Genomic DNA, 20,335 nt, shown 5'->3' on the forward strand with positions numbered 1-20,335 from the left:
GGCACGGCACACCCGCGGCGAGATGTACGAGAGAAGGCAGAACCCCATGAGCGACCCCGAGACGCCCCGCGGCCCCGTCGCCCCGCCCCGCGGCCCCGTCGACTCCTCCCGGGTCCCGCGCTACGCCGGACCCGCGACCTACGCCCGGCTGCCGCGCCTGGACGAGGTGGGCCGGGCGGACGTCGCGGTCGTGGGAGTGCCGTTCGACTCGGGTGTCTCCTACCGGCCGGGCGCCCGCTTCGGCGGCAACGCGATCCGCGAGGCGTCCCGGCTGCTGCGCCCCTACAACCCGGCCCAGGACGCCTCCCCGTTCGCCCTCGCCCAGGTCGCGGACGCCGGTGACATCGCCGCAAATCCGTTCAACATCAACGAGGCGGTGGAGACGGTCGAGGCGGCGGCGGACGAGCTGCTCGGGACGGGGGCCCGGCTGATGACCCTCGGCGGCGACCACACCATCGCGCTCCCGCTGCTGCGGTCGGTCGCCAAGAAGCACGGCCCGGTGGCGCTGCTCCACTTCGACGCGCACCTGGACACCTGGGACACGTACTTCGGCGCCGAGTACACGCACGGCACCCCGTTCCGGCGGGCGGTCGAGGAGGGGATCCTGGACACGTCCGCCCTCTCCCACGTGGGCACGCGCGGGCCGCTGTACGGCAAGCAGGACCTCACCGACGACGAGAAGATGGGCTTCGGGATCGTCACGTCGGCGGACGTGATGCGGCGCGGTGTGGACGAGATCGCCGACCAGCTGCGCCAGCGGATCGGGGACCGTCCCCTCTACATCTCCATCGACATCGACTGCCTCGACCCCGCCCACGCGCCGGGCACGGGCACGCCGGAGGCGGGCGGCATGACCTCGCGGGAGCTCCTGGAGATCCTGCGCGGCCTGGCCTCCTGCAACCTGGTCTCCGCCGACGTCGTCGAGGTGGCGCCCGCGTACGATCACGCCGAGATCACCGCGGTGGCCGCCTCGCACACGGCGTACGAACTCACCACGATCATGTCCCGGCAGATCGCCGCAACCCGTGAGGAGAACGAAGGCAAGTGACCCACGACCACGACCTGGTACTCCGCCCGACGGCCGCCCAGACGGAGGCCGCGCTGAACCCTCCCCCCGGCCGCACCGGCGGGGACCTGGTCGTGGAGACGCTGGCCGGGCTCGGCGCGACGACGGTCTTCGGGCTCCCCGGCCAGCACGCGCTCGGCCTGTTCGACGCGCTGCGCCGCTCCGACCTGCGGTACCTCGGCCTGCGGGTGGAGAACAACGCGGGGTTCGCGGCGGACGCGTACGGCCGGATCACGGGGGAGGCGGCGCCGCTGCTGCTGTCCACCGGGCCGGGCGCGCTGACGTCACTGGCGGCGCTGCAGGAGGCGGCGGCGGCCTCCGCCCCGGTCCTCGCCATCAGCAGCCAGATCCCGACCCCGGGCCTGGGCGGCGGGCGCCACGGCTACCTCCACGAACTGCCGGACCAGGCGGCCTCGTTCCGGGGTGTGGTGAAGTCCGTGCACACCGTCCGCACCCAGTCCCAGATCCCGTCCGCGGTCGAGGCGGCCTGGAAGTCGGCGCTGTCGGCCCCGCACGGCCCGGTGTGGGTGGAGATCCCGCAGGACGTGCTGCTCGCCGAGACGCGGATCCCGGTGGTGACGGGCGGCGACGCCTTCCCCGAGGAGCTGCCCCCGCGCCCCGAACTGACCGCGCTGGCCGCCCACCTGCTGTCGACGGCGGCCCGTCCGGCGATCATCGCGGGCGGCGGGGTGGTACGGGCGGACGCCTCCGGCAAGCTGCGGATGCTGGCGGAGCGGCTGTCGGCGCCGGTCGTGACGACCTACGGGGGGAAGGGCGCCTTCCCGTGGACGCATCCGCTGTCGCTGCGGTCCTGGCTGGAGGACCGTCACACGACGGACTTCCTGGAGGACGCGGACGTCCTGCTGGTGGTCGGCTCGGGCCTCGGTGAACTCTCCTCGAACTACCACACGTTCAAGCCCCGGGGCCGGATCATCCAGATCGAGGCGGACCTCGGGAAGCTGGAGTCCAACCACCCCGCGCTGGGCATCCACGCGGACGCCCGGCTGGCGCTGACGGCGCTGCTGGAGACGATCGAGGGGACCCGGGAGGACGCGACGGCGCCGGAGCGGGTGCGGGACGTGCTCGCACGGGTGCGTGAGCGGATCGACGGACAGGAACTCACCCTCGAACAGGACCTGTTGGCGTCCGTCCGACGGGCCCTGCCGGCCCGCGCTCCCTCCTTCTGGGACATGACGATCCTGGCGTACTGGGCCTGGTCGGCGTTCGACCCCAGGCACCCCAACACCATGCACTCCGCGCAGGGTTCCGGCGGCCTCGGCTACGCGTTCCCGGCGGCCCTCGGCGCGGCGGCGGCCGACCCGACCCAGCCGGTGCTGGCCGTCTCCGGCGACGGCGGCGCGCTGTACTCGATCGCGGAACTGGCCACGGCCCGGCAGTACGACCTCGACGTCACCTGGCTGATCGTCGACGACGGCGGCTACGGCATCCTGCGCGAGTACATGACCGACGCGTTCGGCGAGACGACCGGCACGGAACTGACCCGCCCGGACTTCGTGGCCCTGGCCGAGTCCTTCGGCGTCCCGGCCACCCGGACGACCCCCGACACCCTCGCGGCCGACCTGACCAAGTCCCTTGCCACGCCGGGCCCTTCGGTGGTCGTCCTGCCGACGGCGCTGCGGATGTTCGCGCCGACGCACTTGTGATGACGCACGTCACCTGACGCCTTACGGCCTGACCTGCGCACACGCCCTGACCTGCGCCACACGGCCCGACCGGCGCCCGCGGACGTGACGCGCCGCGCGTACCCGGTACCGCCGGGCACGCGCGCCGCGAGCGGTGTCAGCGCAGAGCCGCGCCGAACATCGCGTCCGTGACCGGGCCCGCCACGTCCCCGGGGCCGAAGGCCAGGGCCGACGTGGTGGTCGGGCCGGTGGCGGTGCCGGGGAGGACCCAGACGGCTCCGTTGTCGCTGTTCTCGGCGGGGGCGCCCACGGCGAGGTCGGGGTGACCGTTGCCGTTGAGGTCCAGCAGGGCCGTGGTGGTACCGAACTTGTCGTCCGCCTCGGCGACCCCGGGGACCCCGGCGGTGTTCTGGTGGAAGACCTTGGTGCCGGAACCCGTGACACCGGAGGCGGTGCCGGGGACGAGGGCGACCGAGCCGGTGTTCACGATGCCGTCGACGTCCTCGTACGCGATGCCGAGGGCGATGTCGGCGTAACCGTCGCCGGTGACGTCCGCGACAGAGACCGCAGAGCCGACCAGGTCGCCCTCCTCCTGCGCGCCGGGGAAGCCGGGCAGGCTCTGGTCGAAGGTCTGGACGTTCTCCTCGGACGTGCCGGTGGGCGAGCCGTAGGCCACGCGGACCTGGTCGGACCAGCCCTCCGCGCCCACGACCACGTCGTCGTAGCCGTCACCGTTCACGTCGCCGACGCCGGTGCCGGCCGGGTCGCGGCTCGTGTCGTCCCCGGGTGCGTACCCGCGGGTGAAGCCCGAGGCGCCGCCCAGGAGCAGGCGGTTGCCCCAGGTGCCGTCGCCCGTGTAGTGCCACTGGACGATGTCGTCCCGGCCGTCGCCGTTGACGTCGCCGACCTGGCCGGAGACGACCGGGCCGGTGATGGAGGCCGGGCCGTTCTCGCAGCCGCCGCCGGTGTCGCACGACGCGTCGTCCTCGTACCAGCCCCACCACAGGGACTTGTCGAGGAGGGGGAGGACCGCGGCGGGCTTGCCCGCGCGGGAGACCGGGCCCTTCCACAGGGCCGCCGGCGCGCCCTCGGGGTCGTCGCCGCCGACGGACTGCGCGGAGAACAGCGCGAGGTCGGTCTTGCCGTCGCCGTCGAAGTCGCCCGCCTGCGGGGCCGCGCCGTACTGGGCGATGCTCGTACCGCCGGTCAGCCCGGACGACGAGCCCCAGACGATCACCGAACCCGCCGTGCCGCCCGCGATCACCAGGTCGCCGTAGCCGTCACGGTCCAGGTCGCCCTTGGTGAACGTCGAGCCGAAGCGCTGGTTCGCGGTGGCGGAGCCGGGCACACCGCTCGTCGACCGGCTGATCAGCTTCTTGTTCGTGGGGGAGACCCCGCTCTTCGAGCCGTACAGGACGGCCACATAGCCCGCCTTGGCCTGCGAGGACACCGTGGCGTTCGGGGCGCCCACGACCAGGTCGGCGTATCCGTCGCCGTTGAAGTCGTCCGCCACGCCCACCGCCGCGGGAGCCGCCGAGGCCGGGCCGAGCGACAGGGCGGTCAGCCCTCCGGTCAGCAGGACCACCGCGGCCAAGGGGGCGCTCACGCGCGCGGTACGGGTGCTGCGTCGTGCTGTTGCTCGTGCTCGTGCTCGTGACATGCACGTCCCTTTCGGGTCGGGGGGTTTCGGCGGGGCGGAAGCACCGCGTCCATGTAGTCCGACTCGATCGGGGGTTCGCCGGTTGTACGTCCGAATGTCATGGGTGCGTAACTGCCGGGGCCCCTGGACGCGAGGGCGGCCAAGGGTCTCCGGGTGGTGCTGCCGGGGCCCGGGCGCGCACTGTGGTGTGGCTGGGCAGTCGGCTGTGCGTGCACACAGGCGGAAGCAAAGGTGCGGCGGTGGGAACGGCGGACCCCCGGCCCGTACCGGACCGGGGGCTCACCGTGCTCGGGTGGGGCTACCAGATCGCCTCGACCCACTCCGGGTGGTCGATGAACGGGTTCCGGTTGCCCTGGTAGTTGCTGTAGATGAGGTCGTTGCGGCGCTCCTCGAAGGAGTCCGGCGGGTCCTCGTCGTTCCAGGCCTTCAGTACGGACAGGCGGCCGTGGTAGCGGGTGCCGCCGTTGTTGACGGAGTCGTTGGGCTCCAGGTTGGGCCAGCCGTCGTCGCCCTCGTACCGGACGGTCATGTAGAGGATCATGCGGGCCACGTCGCCCTTGACCGCGTCCCGGGGCTCGAAGGAGTTCGAGTCGTAGAGGCTGCCGCCGCTGTTGGTGAAGCTGCTGCCGCCGTTGTCGAAGTCGAGGTTGCCGCGGATGGCGTTGACCGTGACGTCCTCGGGGCGGAGGTGGTGCAGGTCGGTGCCGGGACCGGCGGAGGTACCGAAGTCGCCGTGCGACTGGGCCCACACGTGCTCGCGGTTCCAGTTGCCGGAGTTGCCGCCGTTGAGGGACTTGCTGCGGGAGATGCCGCTGTAGAGCAGCTTCACGTTGTTGGTGTTGTTGGGGTCCTGGTCGGTGACCTTCAGCGCGTTCCAGACCGCCGAGTACGAGATGGTCGTGTGACCGTCGATGATCGAGTGCAGCGAGGACTTCAGGGCGGTACCGGTCTTGCCGATCGCGCTCGCGTAGTACGTGTTGTCGTACGCGGTCGTCGTCGCCGAGGCGGGGGTGGCGGTGGCCGCCGGGAGGACGATACCGACGAGCACGGCCGACGTCGCGAGAGCGACCGACTTCCAACTGCGTATCCGCGCAGCAGGCATGAGGGGTGTCCCTTCCCAGAGGGCCGCGCAGGACGAGGAGTTGCTTCGGGGAGCCTCGTTCTACGCGGGTTGACTGTGTGGGTAACCGAGAGATTGGCATGGACGGGTCAGTCCACGTGTTACGGCCGGAAGGCGATCTGGTGACGATTCGGCCAATGGCGCAACCCTTGTGCCTCAACTCCCCTTCACCTGCCTCGATTCAAGGGGAGACCCTCATTGACGTGCGGATTCAGCCGTGCTGGGTGGGTGGGAGGTCTTGCGTAGTTGTCGGGTGCAGAGCAACCTCGACGGGGGATGAGCCGTCTTCCTTACAGCGATCACGCCTGGCGTGGTCCGGCCTGTCGGTCTGTCCGCCCGCCCGTGGTACCCCGCCGTCCGTCTGTCCCGCCGTCCGCCCGTCCACCCGCCGTCCGTCCACCCGTTCACCCCCACACCGGAAAGCCATGTTGCTCACCAATAAGAGACCCGGCCGATCGAACGAGACGACGGCCGGATAATTGATATCCCTGATCTCGCGGGCGCTCCCGCGAATACGAAGCACGTTCTCGTCCGTCAAGTGGCGTCAACCGAGGACGATTCTGTGGGCCGGGGTGAGCGTCGCGGCCGTCGGATTCATTCTCGCGCTGGAGATCGCCGCACGGGGATACGGCCTGCCGGGGCCGATCACCAACCAGGCGAGCGAGGTGATACTCGCCCCGAAATCGGGGCCGTTGCTCTATGCCAGCATGGCGTTGACGATGGTGGTGCTCACCTGGCGAGAACGGTTCATCGCGGCCGGTGCCGCCATCGGAATCGATATCGTCTTCTTCCTGGTCCGATGGCTTCTCGACGCCAGAATGATGTTCGGCAACGGCGCGCTGTGGGTGATCCTCGGCTGCGCGGTCGTCGCCGTCACCCGTCGCACCGGCCGCGAACGGGCGCTCCTGCTGAAAGGCGTCGGGCTCGGCCTGCTGCTGGTGGCCGGCCGCAAGACGGGTGACGCCTGGCTGCTGATCACGTCCAAGACCCGGCCCACGGTGCTCGACCCGTACCTCGCGACCGCCGACCACGCCCTGGGCAACCCCTCGTGGCTGGTGGGCCGGATGGTCAGGGCCACCGGCCCCGTCGGCACCCATCTGCTCGACTGGGTCTACATCCAGCTCGCGGTGGCGGCGGTCGTCGTGACGCTCTACCAACTGCGGCACGTGGCGGCCGAGCGCCGCTTCCCGCGCCACCACCTGGTGCGCACCTTCCTGATGATCGGCCTCCTCGGGCCGAGCATCTACATGATCTTCCCCGTGGTCGGACCGGTCTTCGCCTACGGCACAGGCGCCTTCGGCACCGGCGGTGAGCACTGGGCACTGGCCGACATCTGGCCCGACACGCCACCACCGCTCACCGCCCCGCACCCGATGGCGTACGACGAGATCACCCCACGCAATTGCATGCCCAGCCTCCATACGGCATGGGCCACCGCGATTTTCATCCACTCCCGCCGTGGGCCGCGCATTCTGCGGTACGCGGGAACCTTCTGGCTGCTCGCCACGCTCACCGCGACACTGGGATTCGGATATCACTACGGCGTGGATCTCATCGCCGGTGTCGTGTTCACCATCACGATCGAGGCGGCGCTGCGGACGTTCGACCGTGGCTGGGACAGGGCGGGAATCGCACTGGTCGTCCATGGCGCGACGGTATTCGTGGGGCTTCTGCTGGCCTATCGCTTTCTGCCGGTGGAAATGGCCCGACACCCGTGGGCGTACGGGCCGCTTCTCCTCCTGGTCATGGCATCGGTCGTATACGGCTACGTACGGGTCGACAGACGCTGGGCGCCGAAGGCCGCGTCGACGCGGCAGCCGGAGCGGCGGGCCGAACGCCACCCCGAGCTGGTGTGAGCCGGGTGCGGGGGTGGCTCGGCCTCTGAGCGGGTGGCTCGGTCGCTGAGTGGGCGGGCTCAGCCCCTGAGCCGCTCCCGCAGCTCGTCGACATCGGCCAGGAACCACGTCTGACGGTTGCGGTTGCACTCCCGGACGAAGTCGCGCAGGGCCGAACTGTCGGCCGTGTACGGGGAGATGTCACCGACGACGGCGAGACCGACGCGGTACTGCACGAACTTCTGGATGACGTCGCCCGCGACGCGGGTGCTCAGCCGGAAGAACCGCTCGTCGAACCGCTCGACGGGAACGGCGACCCACGCGGCGCCCTGGTACCCGGCGTCCCCGATGAGGTCCAGCGCGTCGCTCTCACCCCCGATCACCCCGCCCTCGGCGGCACACACCAGCACGGGCACGTCGTGGATCGTCTGCAGGGTGGCGGTCATGGGGGGAGGCTACTGCCTCGCCGGCGGCCTGCCAGTGCTTGGGGACCCGGGTGGGCGCGGCGAGCAACTGCTCGCCCGCCTTCTCGAGCTGCTCACGCAACCGCGGGCCGGGATGCCGCTCGGCCCGGCTCAGCGAGCTGTCGTTCCCCAGCTGCCGACCCACCCCGTCCCGTGACGAAGGGAACTCACGTACAACTATCGATCGTCCTCACGAGTCGACTGTGGTGAATCCGTCAGAGGCGGGTTCCAGTCGCTCAAGGGATGGGACAGGTTTGATGACTCACCGGATATCGGGGGTATCCCGGGTGTCGCCGGCGTCCAGACGGGCGCGTGTGGTCGCTGCGGGGATCGGGGCCGGAATGGTCCTCACGTCGGCGGCCGCGGCGTTCGCGCCGGCCGCGGTCGCCGCGCCGCAGGTCAGTTGTACGTCCAAGCAGGCCGGGCTGGCCGAGAAGCTGCAGAAGGACATCACGACGGCGCTGGCGAAGCGGAAGGGGACGGTGGCGGTCGGCCTGTACGACCGGGTGACCGGCACCACCTGCACGCTGCGCGGGGACACCGCCTTCGACTCGGCCAGCGTCGTGAAGGTGACCGTGCTCGCCGCGCTGCTGTACGACGCCAAGAAGACGAACAGGTATCTCACCGACCGTGAGACCAAGCTCGCCACCGCCATGATCACCAAGTCGGACAACGCCTCCACCAGCACCCTGTGGAAGCAGCTCGGCGTCAAGAAGATCAAGGCGTTCCTCACGGCCGCCAAGATGACGCAGACCAAGCCGGGCGCGAACAACTACTGGGGCCTCACCCAGATCACCGTCCGGGACGAGCAGCGGCTGCTCGCGCTGCTCACCGCGAAGAACACCGTCCTGAGCGACAACGCGCGCGCGTACGTCCTCAAGCTGATGAACAAGGTCGTCTCCTCGCAGCGCTGGGGCACCCCGGCCGGGGCGCCCTCCACCGTGAAGGTGCACGTCAAGAACGGGTGGCTGTCCCGCGCCACGCACGGCTGGCGGGTGCACAGCGTCGGCACGTTCAAGGGCGGCGGACGGGACTACACGATCACCGTCCTCACCCACGGCAACCCCGACATGCAGTACGGGGTGAACACCATCCAGGGTGTCGCCAAGGTCATCCACAAGGATCTCGTGCCCGCTCCGAAGAGCTCCTCGGGCACGGCGGGCGTGCAGCGGTACGTGCCCACCGACCGGCCGCAGGAGGCGACGGTTCCGGTCCCGGAGGCGGGGGGCGCCCAGTAGCTCGGGGGTGCGGGTTCGTTGGCGGGTGCCGGTGCGTTGGACTTCTCGCGCAGTTCCCCGCGCCCCTGAAAGGCCTCCGGCCTTTCGGGCCGAAAAGCACGGGGCGCAGCCCCTGCTCAGGGGCGTGGGGAACTGCGCGACCAGCCCCCACCGGACCCGCACCCGCCAACAACCCCCACTCCCGAGCCATGAGGCGCACGCTCCCGATGTCATCCGGACATTCACGGCGAGGCCATCCGCGGCTCACCGACGTCGTCCTACCGTGACGCCATGCCTCTCAGAAGCCTCGTCGCGACCCTCTCCGCAGGCCTGGCGGTGGCCGCCGCCACTCTCGCCGCCGCCGGGCCCGTCCAGGCCGATACGCCGCGCGGCCACGCCTGTTCGTCGTCCGTGTCGATCGAGGGCTACTCCGACGCCCTCGACAAGACGACCTACGCGGACACCTTCGTCGGGAACCTCTCCGGCCTCGCCGTCGACCGTGACGGCTCGCTCCTCGCCGTCTCCGACCGGTCCGCCCTCTTCACCCTGGACCGCCGCACACGGGCGCCCGAGGGCGTCCTCCCGCTCGCCACGGAGACCGGTGCCGCGCTCGACTCCGAGGCGCTCGCGGTCGACCGGGACGGCACCCGGCTCATCACCTCCGAGACCGAGCCGACCGTACGGCGCCACGACCGGCGGGGGCGGATCCTGGGCAGCCTGCCCGTGCCGGACGCGCTGAAGGTCGCCCCGGCCGGCCGGGCGGTCGCCAACCAGACCTTCGAAGGGCTCACCCTGCTGCCCGGCGGACGCACCCTGCTCGCCTCGATGGAGGGCACCCTCGCCGGGGACACCGCCGGGGTGGTCCGTTTCCAGACCTGGCAACGGCACGGCGGCGCCGGGGACTTCAGGCTCTCCGCCCAGTACGGCTACCGCGCGGACACCGGCCTCGGCGTCGTCGAGGTGGCCGGTCTCCCGGGCGGGCGGCTGCTCGTCCTGGAGCGCGGATTCACCGCCGGGGTGGGCAACACGGTCCGCCTCTACGCCGCCGACACGCGTCGCGCGACCGACACCGGCGGCGTCGCCGTCCTCACCGGCCAGGACGGCGACCGCGCCGGCGACGGCACCGGGCACGGCATCGGCGACGGCACCGGTCATGGCATCGGTGACGGCACCCGTCATGGCGACGGCGTCCGGCTCGTCCGCAAGACGCTCCTCGCCGACCTCGTGAACTGCCCCTCCCTCGGTGCCACGGCCAAGCAGCCCCAGCCCAACCCGCTGCTCGACAACATCGAGGGCATGACCGTCACCGGGGCCGGGCGGCCCGGGGGCCGGCTGGAGGTGCTGCTGGTCAGCGACGACAACCAGAACGCCGTCCAGACGACCCGCCTCTACTCCCTCCGCGTCCGAGTCGCCTGAGCCAGGGCCGGACGCGGGTGGCCCGCGCGGTCAACCCTGCTTCTCGCAGCCGCAGTCGGCCGCCGTCACGTCCTCCAGCAAGCCGCTCCTGGCCGTGAGATAGGCGAGCTGGGCACGGCTGTTGCTGCCGAGCAGGTCGCCGACCTTCTTGAGGTGGCTGGCGACCGTACGGGGACTGATGCCCAGCCGGCTGGCGATGGCGGCGTCGGTGTAGCCGTCGACCATGAGGCGCAGCACATGCAGCCGCGTCTCGTCGGTCAGGAGAGCGGGGCGCTGCTGGTCGTGCTCGTAGACGACCGGCCGCGCCCGCTCCCAGGCGTACTCGAAGGCGGAGACCAGGAAGTGCACGACGCCCGGGTCGGTGACCTTGAGGGCGTGGGTGCCGTGGTCCTTGCCCATGTCGGGGATGAACGCGACGGACCGGTCGCAGATGATCATCCGGTCGAACACCTCGTCCACCGTGCGTACTTCGACGCCCAGGTCGGTGACCTGCTTGATGTAGTCGAGGGTCGGGCCGTGGGCGCGGACGGTGTGCTGGTAGAGCGTGCGCTGCTTGACGCCCTTGCGGTGCGCCTCCAGCGTCCGCGGCAGGGCCTTGACCAGGACCTCCTCGGGGCGCCTGCCGCCCGGGTGCGCGGTCAGCAGTTCGATCCTCGTGCCGCGGATCGCCTCGTCCAGCGCGGCGGTGATCGCCGGCGCGGGCGTGAGCCGCTGGGACGACTCGCTCTCCTTGCGGCGGGCGGTGCGGTAGACGCTCTCCGCCTGCGACATCGAGGCCCGTACGGCCGCCAGGGCCTGCTGCTGTTCCAGGATCAGCCGCTCCATCGGGTGCGCCAGCGCCGCCGTCGCCACCGACGGCGGGATCGGCACCATCGCCTCCGGGTCGTCCACCGCCGGGGCCACGAGGCCGAAGGCGCTCACACAGCCCGGCGCGTCCGCGCGCGGGGCCCTTCCCGCCAGCAGCGCGGTGCGATAGAACTCGATGCCCGCCCCGCACACCTCCGCTGAGGAGTCGTCGCCACCGGGTATGTCCGACTCACCGCACATGCCATCCCCCTTCAGAATCCTGCAGTGCACGATCATGACCCCTTCAATCGCTTCCGGCAACCGGCCGCCCAGGGCATGCTCTTCGTGTGGACACCGGCGAAGAGCCGCGAGTCCGAGAATTCTTCTGGGGGGTACTGGAAATGAAGTACATGCGCAGAATGGCCGGGGCGCTCGCGTTTGTCGCCGCCGCGGTGCTGACCCTTTCCATCACTGCCGAGACGGCCGAACGCACCACGGTCGCAGGCGCCCAGGCGTCCAACGCGCCGGGCGACCCCGGCTGGCCCTGAGCCGAGCGCACCGGTCCGCTCAACGCGCGTAAAGCGCACGCAAACCGCGCCTAAGGCGCGCGTGGCGATCGCACAGCGCTCATCAGTCGCTCACACAGCGTCCGCATGGTGTCGCCGCCCTCCGTCCGCCACTGACGGGGCGCCAAGTGACCTGCTGACTGTGTGAGTTAGCAAAGAAAGCGGTTGACGGCAGAGCCGTCCGGCCGGGTCGAGGTCCCATTCGAGGTCCATTCGATGTCCGGTGAATTCCGGCTGCCGGTTCACAGGTCCGGTTCATGGGTTCCGGCAGTCGGTTTCACATTGCACGAACAAGGGAGTCCCAAGGAAATGACCACCGCCATTGCCGCACCGAAGTGCATGGTGTGCGACACCGAATTCGAGGTCCAGGAGGACTGGGAGAAGGGGGAGATCACCGAGTGCACGGCCTGCGGCCAGGAGCACGAGGTGGTCGAGAAGTCCGCCGCCGCCGGCGTACGGCTCGACCTCGCCCCCGAGGTGGAAGAGGACTGGGGCGAGTGACGACCGCCGATCAGGTCCTGCTCTCGGTGACGATGCTGCGACCCGAGGAGAAGCTGCTCCTCGGGGCGCTGCGGGCCGAGGGGCTGACGGCCCGGCCGTTGCTGATGGAGGATCTGGCGGAGGTCGTGGCGGGCCGCACCGACGGCGGCCCGCCCGCTCTCGCCGTGATCCGCAACCTGTCCCACCGGGACGCCGTCAGCGTCTCCCGGCGGCTGGAGTACGCCGGGGTGACCACCCTCAACCGGTCCTCCGTCATCGAGGCCTGCAACGACAAGGGGCTGCAGTCGCTGCTGTTCGCCCGCCACGGCATTCCGCACCCGGTCACCCGGCACGCCTTCAGCTACGACCAAGTACGTTCCGCCGTAGCCGAGTTGGGCATGCCAGCCGTCGTCAAACCGGTGAGCGGCTCATGGGGGCGGGGCGTCACCAAAATGGCCAACGCCGAGTGTGTCGAGGCGTGGGCCGGAGGCCGGGAGTCCGCGGACGCGGGCGGGAAGCTGTTCCCCGTGGTCGTCCAGGAGTACGTCGACAAGCCCGGACACGATCTGCGGGTCGTGGTGGTGGGGCGGACGCCCGTGGTGGCGATCCAGCGGGTGTCGGAGGACTGGCGGACCAACACGCATCTGGGGGCCCGTGTTCAGCGGGTCGAGGTGACCGCCGAGATCGACAAGCTGTGCCAGCAGGTGGTCGATGTGCTGGGACCCGGGTTCTACGGGGTGGACCTGGTGGAGGACCGGGCCGCCGGGGAACTGCTGGTGCTCGAGGTCAACGCCAACCCGGAGTTCGCCAAGTCGTCGGCGGAGCACGGGGTGGATGTGGCGGGGTTGTACGCGGCGTACGTGGCCGAGCAGGTGGCGTCGCCGGCCGGCATGGGCGTGTAGAGCGCCGGTTCTTTTCTCGCCCCCGCCGCCCCTACCCGTCCCATCCCCAGGGGCTGCGCCCCTTCGACCCCGCGGTCGGTGGTCGGCCGCGGGTTCGGTGGGGTTGCTCGCGCAGTTCCCCGCGCCCCTGAAAAGCAGGGGCTGCGCCCCGTGCTTTTCAGGCCCGCAGGGCCTGGCCTTTCAGGGGCGCGGGGGACTGCGCGAGAAGCCCCGTCGGACCCGCACCCGCCGACGGACCGCACCCACCGAGCTCCCAGGCGCCCCCCACCGCACCCCACCCCACTCCCACCCCCACTTCACGCAAGCGGATCAGAGAGGCCCAACACCTTATGGAACTGTTCGACACCGCCACCGTGCTCACCCGGGTTCTGACCTCGGGCGTGGTGATGAGTATCGAGAAGAGCGACCGGGAACTGCCCGGTCTGGAAAGGCTGTTGACGAAGAAGACACGGCGGAGCAAAGCCGTGCTGCTCAACAGCCGGACAGGGGCGATCCACGCCGCGCTGGCCGGTCAGGGGATCGGTCACGGGGACAGCGTCGCCCTGGCGGAGCCGGACGCGGAGACCGCCGCGTTCCTGGCCTGGCTGGGCGTGCGCGTGACGTCGTACGACGAGCCCGCCGCGTACGACTACCTGGCGCTGGACCCGGCCAACGCCGACCGGCTCGGCGAGCTGGCCGCGGGGGCCACCGCGCCGGCGCTGGTCGTCGACCTGACCGGTCTCGGCTTCGGTCCGGCCGCCGCCGTGCTCACCGACGACCCGAAGCTCTGGGCCCGCGCCGAGCGGCTGAAGATCTTCGGCGCCTACGACCTGCGCACGATGTGGACGCAGGAGGAGGCGGACGCCGACCTCGTCCCCGGCGTGCAGTTCAACTACCGGCTCAGTCCGCTGGTCGCCGCCTGTGTGCGGATGGCCCTGACCCAGGCGGCACAGCCCCAGACGGCACAGCCCCGCCTCGCCGCGACCTCCGGAGCGAACCAGTCATGATCACCGACTTCCCCAACTCGCCGCTGCCGCTGCCCGACCCGGCGGAACTCGACGACGAACTCGCCGCCCTGGGCGGCGCCGAGATCATCCCCAAGGCGCTCCGCCGCACGCTCTTCCCCGTCATCACCAAGGAAGACGTGTTCAACCTGATGCTCGCCCAGCGGCAGGCGCCCGAGAAGGTCGTCGCCGACTTCGCCGAGGCCTACCGGGCCTATGTGGGCGCCGGGTTCGCGCTGCCCACGGCCAGTGGTACCTCCAGCCTGCACATGGCGCTCGTCGGCGCCGGGGTGCGGCCAGGCGACGAGGTCATCGTGCCGGCGTTCACCTTCATCGCCACCGCGCAGGCCGTCGTCGCGGCCCACGCCGTGCCCGTGTTCGTCGACATCGACCCGGTCACCTACTGCATGGACCCGGGCGCCGCGGCCGCCGCGATCACCGAGCGGACCCGGGCGCTCATGCCCGTACACGTCCACGGGCTGCCCGCCGACGTCCCCGCGTTGCGCGCCCTCGCCGACCGGCACGGAATCGCCCTCGTCGAGGACGCCTCCCACGCCCACTCGGCGAAGATCGGCGACCGCGTCGCGGGCTCCCTCGGGGACGCGGCCGGGCAGAGCCTGATGGCCGACAAGAACTTCCCGTTGGGCGGGGAGGGCGGCATCGCCTTCTTCGCCGAGGAGGAGTCGTACCAGCGGGCCGTCTCCTATCTCGCCCGGCACGGCATCGACTACCGCATGTCCTGGGTCGCCGCCGCCTTCGGCAGCAGCCAGCTCAAGCGCCTGCCGTACTACGACGAGATCCGCGCCCGCAACGCGGCGCTGCTCGGGGACGCCCTGCGCGAGACGGGACTGTTCACGCCGCCGCACGTGCCGGACGGGCACGTCCACGCCTACAACATGTACCGCCTCACCCTGCACCCCGGAGCCGTCGGCCTCGACGACCTGCCGGTGCACGCCGTCAAGGAGGCCGTGCACGAGCTGCTGGTCGCGGAGGGTGTGCCGGCGCGGGAGTGGCAGAACACGCCGATCCCCTGCCACCTGCCCTTCCGGCACCGGGACGGGTTCGGGAACGGCTACCCCTTCAGCCTCAACCCCGGCGCCGTGCGCGACCACCGGCCGGAGGACTTCCCCGTCACCCTCGGCATGCTCGACTCGACCCTCGTCCTCTGCCGCGAGCTGCGCTCCCCGGTCGAGTACGAGCGGATCCTGCGCTACGCCGACGCCTTCCGCAAGGTCGCCCGCCGCCCCGACGCCATCCGCAAGCTGGTCCAGGAGCGCGACTACGTGCGGCCGTACGAGAAGGCGGCCCGCCTTGGCTGACATCGGGAACACCGGCACCGGCACCACCGACCAGAAGATCCGCGTCGCCGTCGTCGGCGCCAGCGGATACACCGGGGGCGAGGTCATCCGGCTGCTCCTCGAACACCCCAACGTCGAACTCGCCTTCCTGTCCGCCGAGCGGGCCGCCGGTGCCGCCATCGGCAGCGTGCACCCCTGGCTGCGCAACCATCCGAAGGCGGGCGGGCTGAGGTTCCGGCCGCTGGCCGAGCTGGCGCTGACCGACCCCGTCGACGTGGCCTTCGGCTGCCTGCCCACCGGAGCGCTGCCCGAGCGGCTGCCGCTGATCGCGGCGCACGCCAAGCGGGTGCTGAACCTGGGCGGCGACTTCCGGCTGCGAGCCGAGGACGAGGTACGGGCGCACTACCCGAAGACGGCCGAACACCCGCCGCTGGAGGACTTCGCCTACTACGTACCGGAGTTGAGCGGCGACGTGCCGGAGGGGCGGTTCGTGAACCTGCCCGGCTGCATGGCCGTCACCACGATCTACGCCCTGTACCCGCTCTTCGCCGGCGCCGAGCCGCTGGCCACCGACCGGGTCGTCGTCGACGCCAAGACCGGCTCGACCGGCGGCGGCCGGGGCGGCAACGAGCCGCCCGCCGAGCGCAGCGGGAACTTCCGGGTGCACAAGCTGTACGGGCACCGGCACGCGCCCGAGGTCCGGCAGGCCATCGCCGACTTCACCGGAGCGGCCGTGGACCTCCGTTTCTCCACGCACAGCCTGGACGTGGCCCGGGGCATCCTCGTCACCGCGTACGCCGAACTCCGCGACGGCGTCACCTCGTTGGACGTCAAGCGGGCCTACGCCAAGGCGTACGTCGGCAAGCCGTTCGTCCGGGTCCGCCCGGCACCGAAGGCCCCGCAGGACTTCCCGATGCTGAAGGCGGTCGTCGGCTCGAACGTCGCCGAGGTCGCCATCGCCGTCCAGGGCGGGCAGGTCGTCGCCGTCGCCGCCCTGGACAACCTGATCAAGGGCGCGGCGGGCCAGGCCGTCCAGGTGATGAACCTGATGCACGGTTTCGACGAGACCTCCGGCCTGCCGACCACGGCGGTGTCCCCATGACGACCCAGCTGGAACGACCGGTGACGACAGCAGGAACCACTCCGGCCCCGGCCGCCGCCCCCGACACGCGGTCCGCGTCCCCCTCCGTCCCCGCCCGCCGTCCCACCGGGCCCCTCTACGTCGTCAAGGCCGGCAGCGCCACTCTCGATCGCGGCACCATCCACAAGGAGCTCGCCGATCTGGTGGCCCGGGGTGCCCGGGTGCTGCTCGTGGCCGGTGGGGCCACCGGGATCGAACGGCACTACGCGGCGATCGACCGGCCGATGCCGCACCTGCGGCTGGCCAACGGGGACGTGGTGCGGTACTGCCCGCCGGAGGAGATGACGCACCTCGTCGACGCGTACGAGCGGGTGACACTGCCGGCCGTGGAGCGGGAACTGCGCGCGCTCGGGCTCAGCGTGTTCACCTCCGTCGCCGCGCGCGGCGGGCTCGTGAGCGGCCGGGCCAACCGGCCCCTCAAGGCGGTGTCCGGCGCGGGCCGGACCCTGGTCGTGCGCGACCACCGGGCCGGCGTGCCGACGGCCGTCGACGTCGACGGTCTGACCGCGCTGCTGGAGGCGTACGACGTCGTCTGTCTGTCGCCGCCGGTCGCCGACCCGGCGGGCGGCGCCCCGCTGAACGTGGACGCCGACGTGCTCGCCGCCGTCCTGACCGGCGCGCTCGGCGCCGACCACCTGCGGCTGGTCACCGGCACCGCCGGACTGCTGACCGACCCGGCCGTCCCCGACTCCACGCTGTACGACGCCTATCCGGGCGAGGGCGCGAAGTACGCGGGCGGCAGGATGCGGCAGAAGGTGCGGGCCGCCGAGATCGCCATGGCGGACAGCGGCGCCGACGTCGCCATCACCGGCCCGCACACGATGGGCGTACCGTCCGGCTGGACCCGGTTCTGGCGTACGAAGGAACCGGCGGCCGACCTCGGGCTGCTCACCCGCGTCGCCTGTGTGCCGTCGGTGTCGCGGGACGAGGCCGAACTCGCCTCCTACCTGGCCGAGTGGTGCCGGGAGCGCGGCATCGACGCCCACGTGGACGAGGTCGGCAACCTCGTCGCCACCCGGGGCGACGGCCCCCGGCGGCTGCTGCTCCTCGGCCACCTCGACACGGTCCCGCACCACTGGCCGGCCGAGTGGCGCGACGGCGAACTGTGGGCGCGGGGCAGTGTCGACGCCAAGGGCAGCCTGGCGAACTTCCTGGAGGTGCTCGCCCACGCGGACATCCCCGAGGACGCCCAGCTGCGCGTGGTCGGCGCGGTGGAGGAGGAGATCTCCTCCTCCAAGGGCGCCTTCCACGTCCGCGACCGGTACCCGGCCGACGCCGTCGTCATCGGCGAGCCCAGCGGCTCGGGCACCCTGACCCTCGGCTACTTCGGGCTGTTCAAGCTCCGGATCACGGCATCCGTGGCCAGCGGCCACTCCGCCGGGATGGACGCCGTGTCCGCGCCGGACCACCTGATCGACGTCCTCGGCCGGATCCGGGCGTCGGTGCTCGCCGAGGCGCCGGACGCGCTCAGCGCGGTCATCGACGTCCGCGTGGAGAGCGGGCGCGAGCGCTCCACCGCCATCGGGATCCTCAACTTCCGGGTGCCGCCCAAGGCCGACGTGGAGGCGCTCACGGCCGCCGCGCTGGGTCACGCCGCCGACGACGTCCGCGTGGAGGTGCTGCGGGCCACCCCCGGGCACGCCGGAGGCCGCGCCGGCGCACTGGTGAAGGTCTTCACCCGGGCCTTCGCACAGGCCGGGATCAGGCCCCGCTTCGTGGTGAAGAAGGGCACGTCCGACATGAACACGCTGGCCACCACCTGGCACGACGTCCCGATGGTGGCGTACGGCCCCGGCGACTCCTCCCTGGACCACACCGACGAGGAACGCATCGACCCCATGGAGTACCGCACCGCCCGCACCCTGCTCGCCGACGCGGTCCACCGGTGGTTCGCGCTGCCCGCCCAGCCCGCCCTGCCCGACCAGCCCGAGGGGAGCCGGCGATGACCACGGCCGTACTCGAAGGACTCCGGGCCGCCGACGGCGACCGGGCCGACCTGGTGGCCACCCTCGCCGAACGAGCCGTCCAGGCCCGCCGGTTGGTGGTCGACATGGCGGCGAGCCCGCGCGGCTGCCACCTCGGCGGCAGCCTCTCCGTCCTCGACATCCTGATCGCCGCCCTGCACCGGGCCTCCGCCGGCGACGGCACCGAGGTCGTCCTCAGCAAGGGCCACGCGGCCGCCGGGCTCTACGCGGCCCTGTACGTCAGCGGGGCCCTGCCGGAGAACCCCGCCCCGCTGTACGGCCTCGCCGGCCACCCCTACACCGGCCACCCCGGTCCCAAGGTGCCCGGCGTGCGCTTCCCCACCGGAAGCCTCGGCCACGGCGTCCCGTACGCCGCCGGCTGGGCGCTCTCGCAGCGGCTGCGGGGGCTCGACGGGCTCGGCATCGCGGTCGCCGGGGACGGCGAGTTGCAGGAGGGCCTGGTCTGGGAGACCTGCCAGGTCGCCGCCGCACAGGAGCTCGGCAACTTCGTCCTCGTCGTCGACCGCAACGGCGGCCAGAACGACGGCATGGTCGCCGACATCTCCCCGCTGCCCCGGCTCGCCGAGCGCTTCGCCGCGTTCGGGTTCGACGTCACCGAGGTGGACGGCCACGACCTGGGCGCCCTCACCGCCCTGCTGGCCGAGGACCGCACCATCGCCCGGCGCCCGCTCGCCGTCGTCGCCGACACCGTCAAGGGCAAGGGCGTACGAGCCGTCGAGGGGAAGGCCGCCTGCCACTACGTGACCATCGACCAGGCGCGCGCCGCCAAGTGGAAGCGAGCAATCCGATGAGCCTGACGGCGACCACCGCGCCCGAGCGGCCGATGCCCGACACCGACGAGCGGCCGGTGACCCTCTCCGGCCGCGACGCCTACCGGGACGAGCTGACCCGGCTCGCCGCCTTCGACGACACGATCGTCTGCCTGGAGGCGGACCTGGGCGGCAAGGGACACCCCTTCCAGGCCGCCCACCCGGAGCGTTTCTTCAACCTCGGGATCGCCGAGGGCGCGATGGTCGACATGGCGGCGGGGCTCGCGGCCGGCGGACACAAGCCGTTCGTCAGCACCTTCGCCCCGTTCGCCGCCCTGCGCGCCGCCGAGAGCCTGAAGCTGACGCTCGGCTATCTGGCCGCCGGTGTCACGGTCGTCGCGCCCTACGCCGGTGTCTCCGGCGCCTGGTTCGGGACCACCCACCACTGCCTGGAGGACCTGGCGATCCTGCGCAGCGTGCCGGGCGTGACCATCGCGGCGCCCTACGGCGACGCCGAGATGCGCGCGGTGGTCCGGGAGGCGGTCCGCTCCGGACGCCCGCACTACATCCGCACGGGACGCAACGCGAAGTACGAGTCCCTGCCGGTGCGCGGTGTCGAACTCCCGCTCGTGAACTGGGAGTTCACCGCCGCCGACCCCGGGGCCGTCTGCCTCGTCTCCGTCGGCGAGGAGGGCACCCGCCTCGCCCTCGCCGCCCGACGGGCCGTGCCCGGCACCTCGCACGCGCACCTCGTCCGACTGGACCACGAGAACCTGACGCCCGCCGCCGCCGAACTCGCCCGTCACCACTCCCGGTTCGTGGTCGTCGAGGAGCACCGCGGCCAGGGCGGCATCGCGGAGGCGCTCGCGCTGCTGCTGCCGCGGTGCCGGGTCACCTCCGTGAGCGCCGGCCGCGGTTGGCCCTCCCAGGGCGGCGACCACGAGGAGGTCATGGCCGCGCTGGGCCTGGACCTGCCCGCCGTCCTGGACGCGCTGGACCGCGCCGCCGACTGACCGCGCCCGCC

18 protein-coding genes are annotated in these 20,335 nt (G+C 71.8%); 14 read left to right on the forward strand and 4 right to left on the reverse strand.

From position 1 onward, the window contains the following. The first annotated feature begins 46 nt into the window (after positions 1 to 46). On the forward strand, positions 47 to 1,048 hold the full coding sequence (speB, locus tag RM704_RS29320; RefSeq protein WP_033531265.1) for an agmatinase: 1,002 nt from the start codon (positions 47 to 49) through the stop codon (positions 1,046 to 1,048). Beyond that, positions 1,045 to 2,730, forward strand: a complete 1,686-nt coding sequence (locus tag RM704_RS29325) for a thiamine pyrophosphate-binding protein (RefSeq protein ID WP_033531266.1) — start codon at positions 1,045 to 1,047, stop codon at positions 2,728 to 2,730. The genes speB and RM704_RS29325 overlap by 4 nt, the downstream gene beginning before the upstream one ends. Before the next feature lie 136 nt (positions 2,731 to 2,866). On the opposite strand, the gene RM704_RS29330 is transcribed toward RM704_RS29325, so the two are convergent. Together RM704_RS29330 and RM704_RS29335 are read right to left on the reverse strand one after the other, a co-directional pair. Then, a complete protein-coding gene (locus tag RM704_RS29330) occupies positions 2,867 to 4,303 on the reverse strand; it encodes an FG-GAP-like repeat-containing protein (RefSeq protein ID WP_033531402.1) in 1,437 nt (478 codons plus the stop codon). Positions 4,304 to 4,667: 364 nt separating this feature from the next. Continuing rightward, a complete protein-coding gene (locus RM704_RS29335; RefSeq protein WP_052146448.1) occupies positions 4,668 to 5,471 on the reverse strand; it encodes an endonuclease I family protein in 804 nt (267 codons plus the stop codon). A 575-nt stretch (positions 5,472 to 6,046) separates the two neighbouring features. Here RM704_RS29335 and RM704_RS29340 point away from each other — a divergent pair. Then, complete coding sequence (locus tag RM704_RS29340) at positions 6,047 to 7,345, forward strand: phosphatase PAP2 family protein (protein ID WP_033531403.1); 1,299 nt, start codon at positions 6,047 to 6,049, stop codon at positions 7,343 to 7,345. Positions 7,346 to 7,404: 59 nt separating this feature from the next. On the opposite strand, the gene RM704_RS29345 is transcribed toward RM704_RS29340, so the two are convergent. Next, positions 7,405 to 7,770: a DUF4180 domain-containing protein gene (locus RM704_RS29345; protein ID WP_033531268.1), complete on the reverse strand. Its 366-nt coding sequence runs from the start codon at positions 7,768 to 7,770 to the stop codon at positions 7,405 to 7,407. Positions 7,771 to 8,129: 359 nt separating this feature from the next. Between RM704_RS29345 and RM704_RS29350 the strand changes: the two genes are divergently transcribed. Continuing rightward, positions 8,130 to 9,026: a serine hydrolase gene (locus tag RM704_RS29350; protein WP_192829816.1), complete on the forward strand. Its 897-nt coding sequence runs from the start codon at positions 8,130 to 8,132 to the stop codon at positions 9,024 to 9,026. A 270-nt stretch (positions 9,027 to 9,296) separates the two neighbouring features. Continuing rightward, on the forward strand, positions 9,297 to 10,421 hold the full coding sequence (locus tag RM704_RS29355; RefSeq protein ID WP_033531271.1) for an esterase-like activity of phytase family protein: 1,125 nt from the start codon (positions 9,297 to 9,299) through the stop codon (positions 10,419 to 10,421). A 30-nt stretch (positions 10,422 to 10,451) separates the two neighbouring features. On the opposite strand, the gene RM704_RS29360 is transcribed toward RM704_RS29355, so the two are convergent. Further along, on the reverse strand, positions 10,452 to 11,468 hold the full coding sequence (locus RM704_RS29360; RefSeq protein WP_052146460.1) for a LuxR C-terminal-related transcriptional regulator: 1,017 nt from the start codon (positions 11,466 to 11,468) through the stop codon (positions 10,452 to 10,454). Positions 11,469 to 11,554: 86 nt separating this feature from the next. Between RM704_RS29360 and RM704_RS29365 the strand changes: the two genes are divergently transcribed. From RM704_RS29365 to RM704_RS29405, 9 genes are all read left to right on the forward strand, one after another. Beyond that, on the forward strand, positions 11,555 to 11,755 hold the full coding sequence (locus tag RM704_RS29365; RefSeq protein ID WP_157856798.1) for a hypothetical protein: 201 nt from the start codon (positions 11,555 to 11,557) through the stop codon (positions 11,753 to 11,755). Between the two features lie 327 nt (positions 11,756 to 12,082). Beyond that, complete coding sequence (locus tag RM704_RS29370; RefSeq protein WP_033531272.1) at positions 12,083 to 12,274, forward strand: lysine biosynthesis protein LysW; 192 nt, start codon at positions 12,083 to 12,085, stop codon at positions 12,272 to 12,274. After that, positions 12,271 to 13,155: a RimK family alpha-L-glutamate ligase gene (locus tag RM704_RS29375; RefSeq protein WP_033531273.1), complete on the forward strand. Its 885-nt coding sequence runs from the start codon at positions 12,271 to 12,273 to the stop codon at positions 13,153 to 13,155. The genes RM704_RS29370 and RM704_RS29375 overlap by 4 nt, the downstream gene beginning before the upstream one ends. A 329-nt stretch (positions 13,156 to 13,484) precedes the next feature. Beyond that, entirely contained in the window at positions 13,485 to 14,141 is a 657-nt protein-coding gene (locus tag RM704_RS29380) for a PLP-dependent aminotransferase family protein (protein WP_033531274.1), read from the forward strand. Further along, positions 14,138 to 15,457, forward strand: a complete 1,320-nt coding sequence (locus tag RM704_RS29385; protein WP_033531275.1) for a DegT/DnrJ/EryC1/StrS family aminotransferase — start codon at positions 14,138 to 14,140, stop codon at positions 15,455 to 15,457. Before RM704_RS29380 ends, RM704_RS29385 begins: the two co-directional genes overlap by 4 nt. Continuing rightward, positions 15,450 to 16,538, forward strand: coding sequence for an N-acetyl-gamma-glutamyl-phosphate reductase (gene argC, locus RM704_RS29390; protein ID WP_311591364.1), 1,089 nt, complete (start codon positions 15,450 to 15,452; stop codon positions 16,536 to 16,538). Before RM704_RS29385 ends, argC begins: the two co-directional genes overlap by 8 nt. After that, on the forward strand, positions 16,535 to 18,523 hold the full coding sequence (locus RM704_RS29395) for a M20/M25/M40 family metallo-hydrolase (RefSeq protein ID WP_078937422.1): 1,989 nt from the start codon (positions 16,535 to 16,537) through the stop codon (positions 18,521 to 18,523). The genes argC and RM704_RS29395 overlap by 4 nt, the downstream gene beginning before the upstream one ends. Next, entirely contained in the window at positions 18,520 to 19,353 is an 834-nt protein-coding gene (locus RM704_RS29400) for a thiamine pyrophosphate-binding protein (RefSeq protein ID WP_078937423.1), read from the forward strand. The genes RM704_RS29395 and RM704_RS29400 overlap by 4 nt, the downstream gene beginning before the upstream one ends. Further along, a complete protein-coding gene (locus tag RM704_RS29405) occupies positions 19,350 to 20,324 on the forward strand; it encodes a transketolase family protein (protein ID WP_311591365.1) in 975 nt (324 codons plus the stop codon). Before RM704_RS29400 ends, RM704_RS29405 begins: the two co-directional genes overlap by 4 nt. Positions 20,325 to 20,335: the final 11 nt, after the last annotated feature.

Source organism: Streptomyces gottesmaniae (assembly GCF_031845845.1).
Classification (GTDB): Bacteria; Actinomycetota; Actinomycetes; order Streptomycetales; family Streptomycetaceae; genus Streptomyces; species Streptomyces akebiae.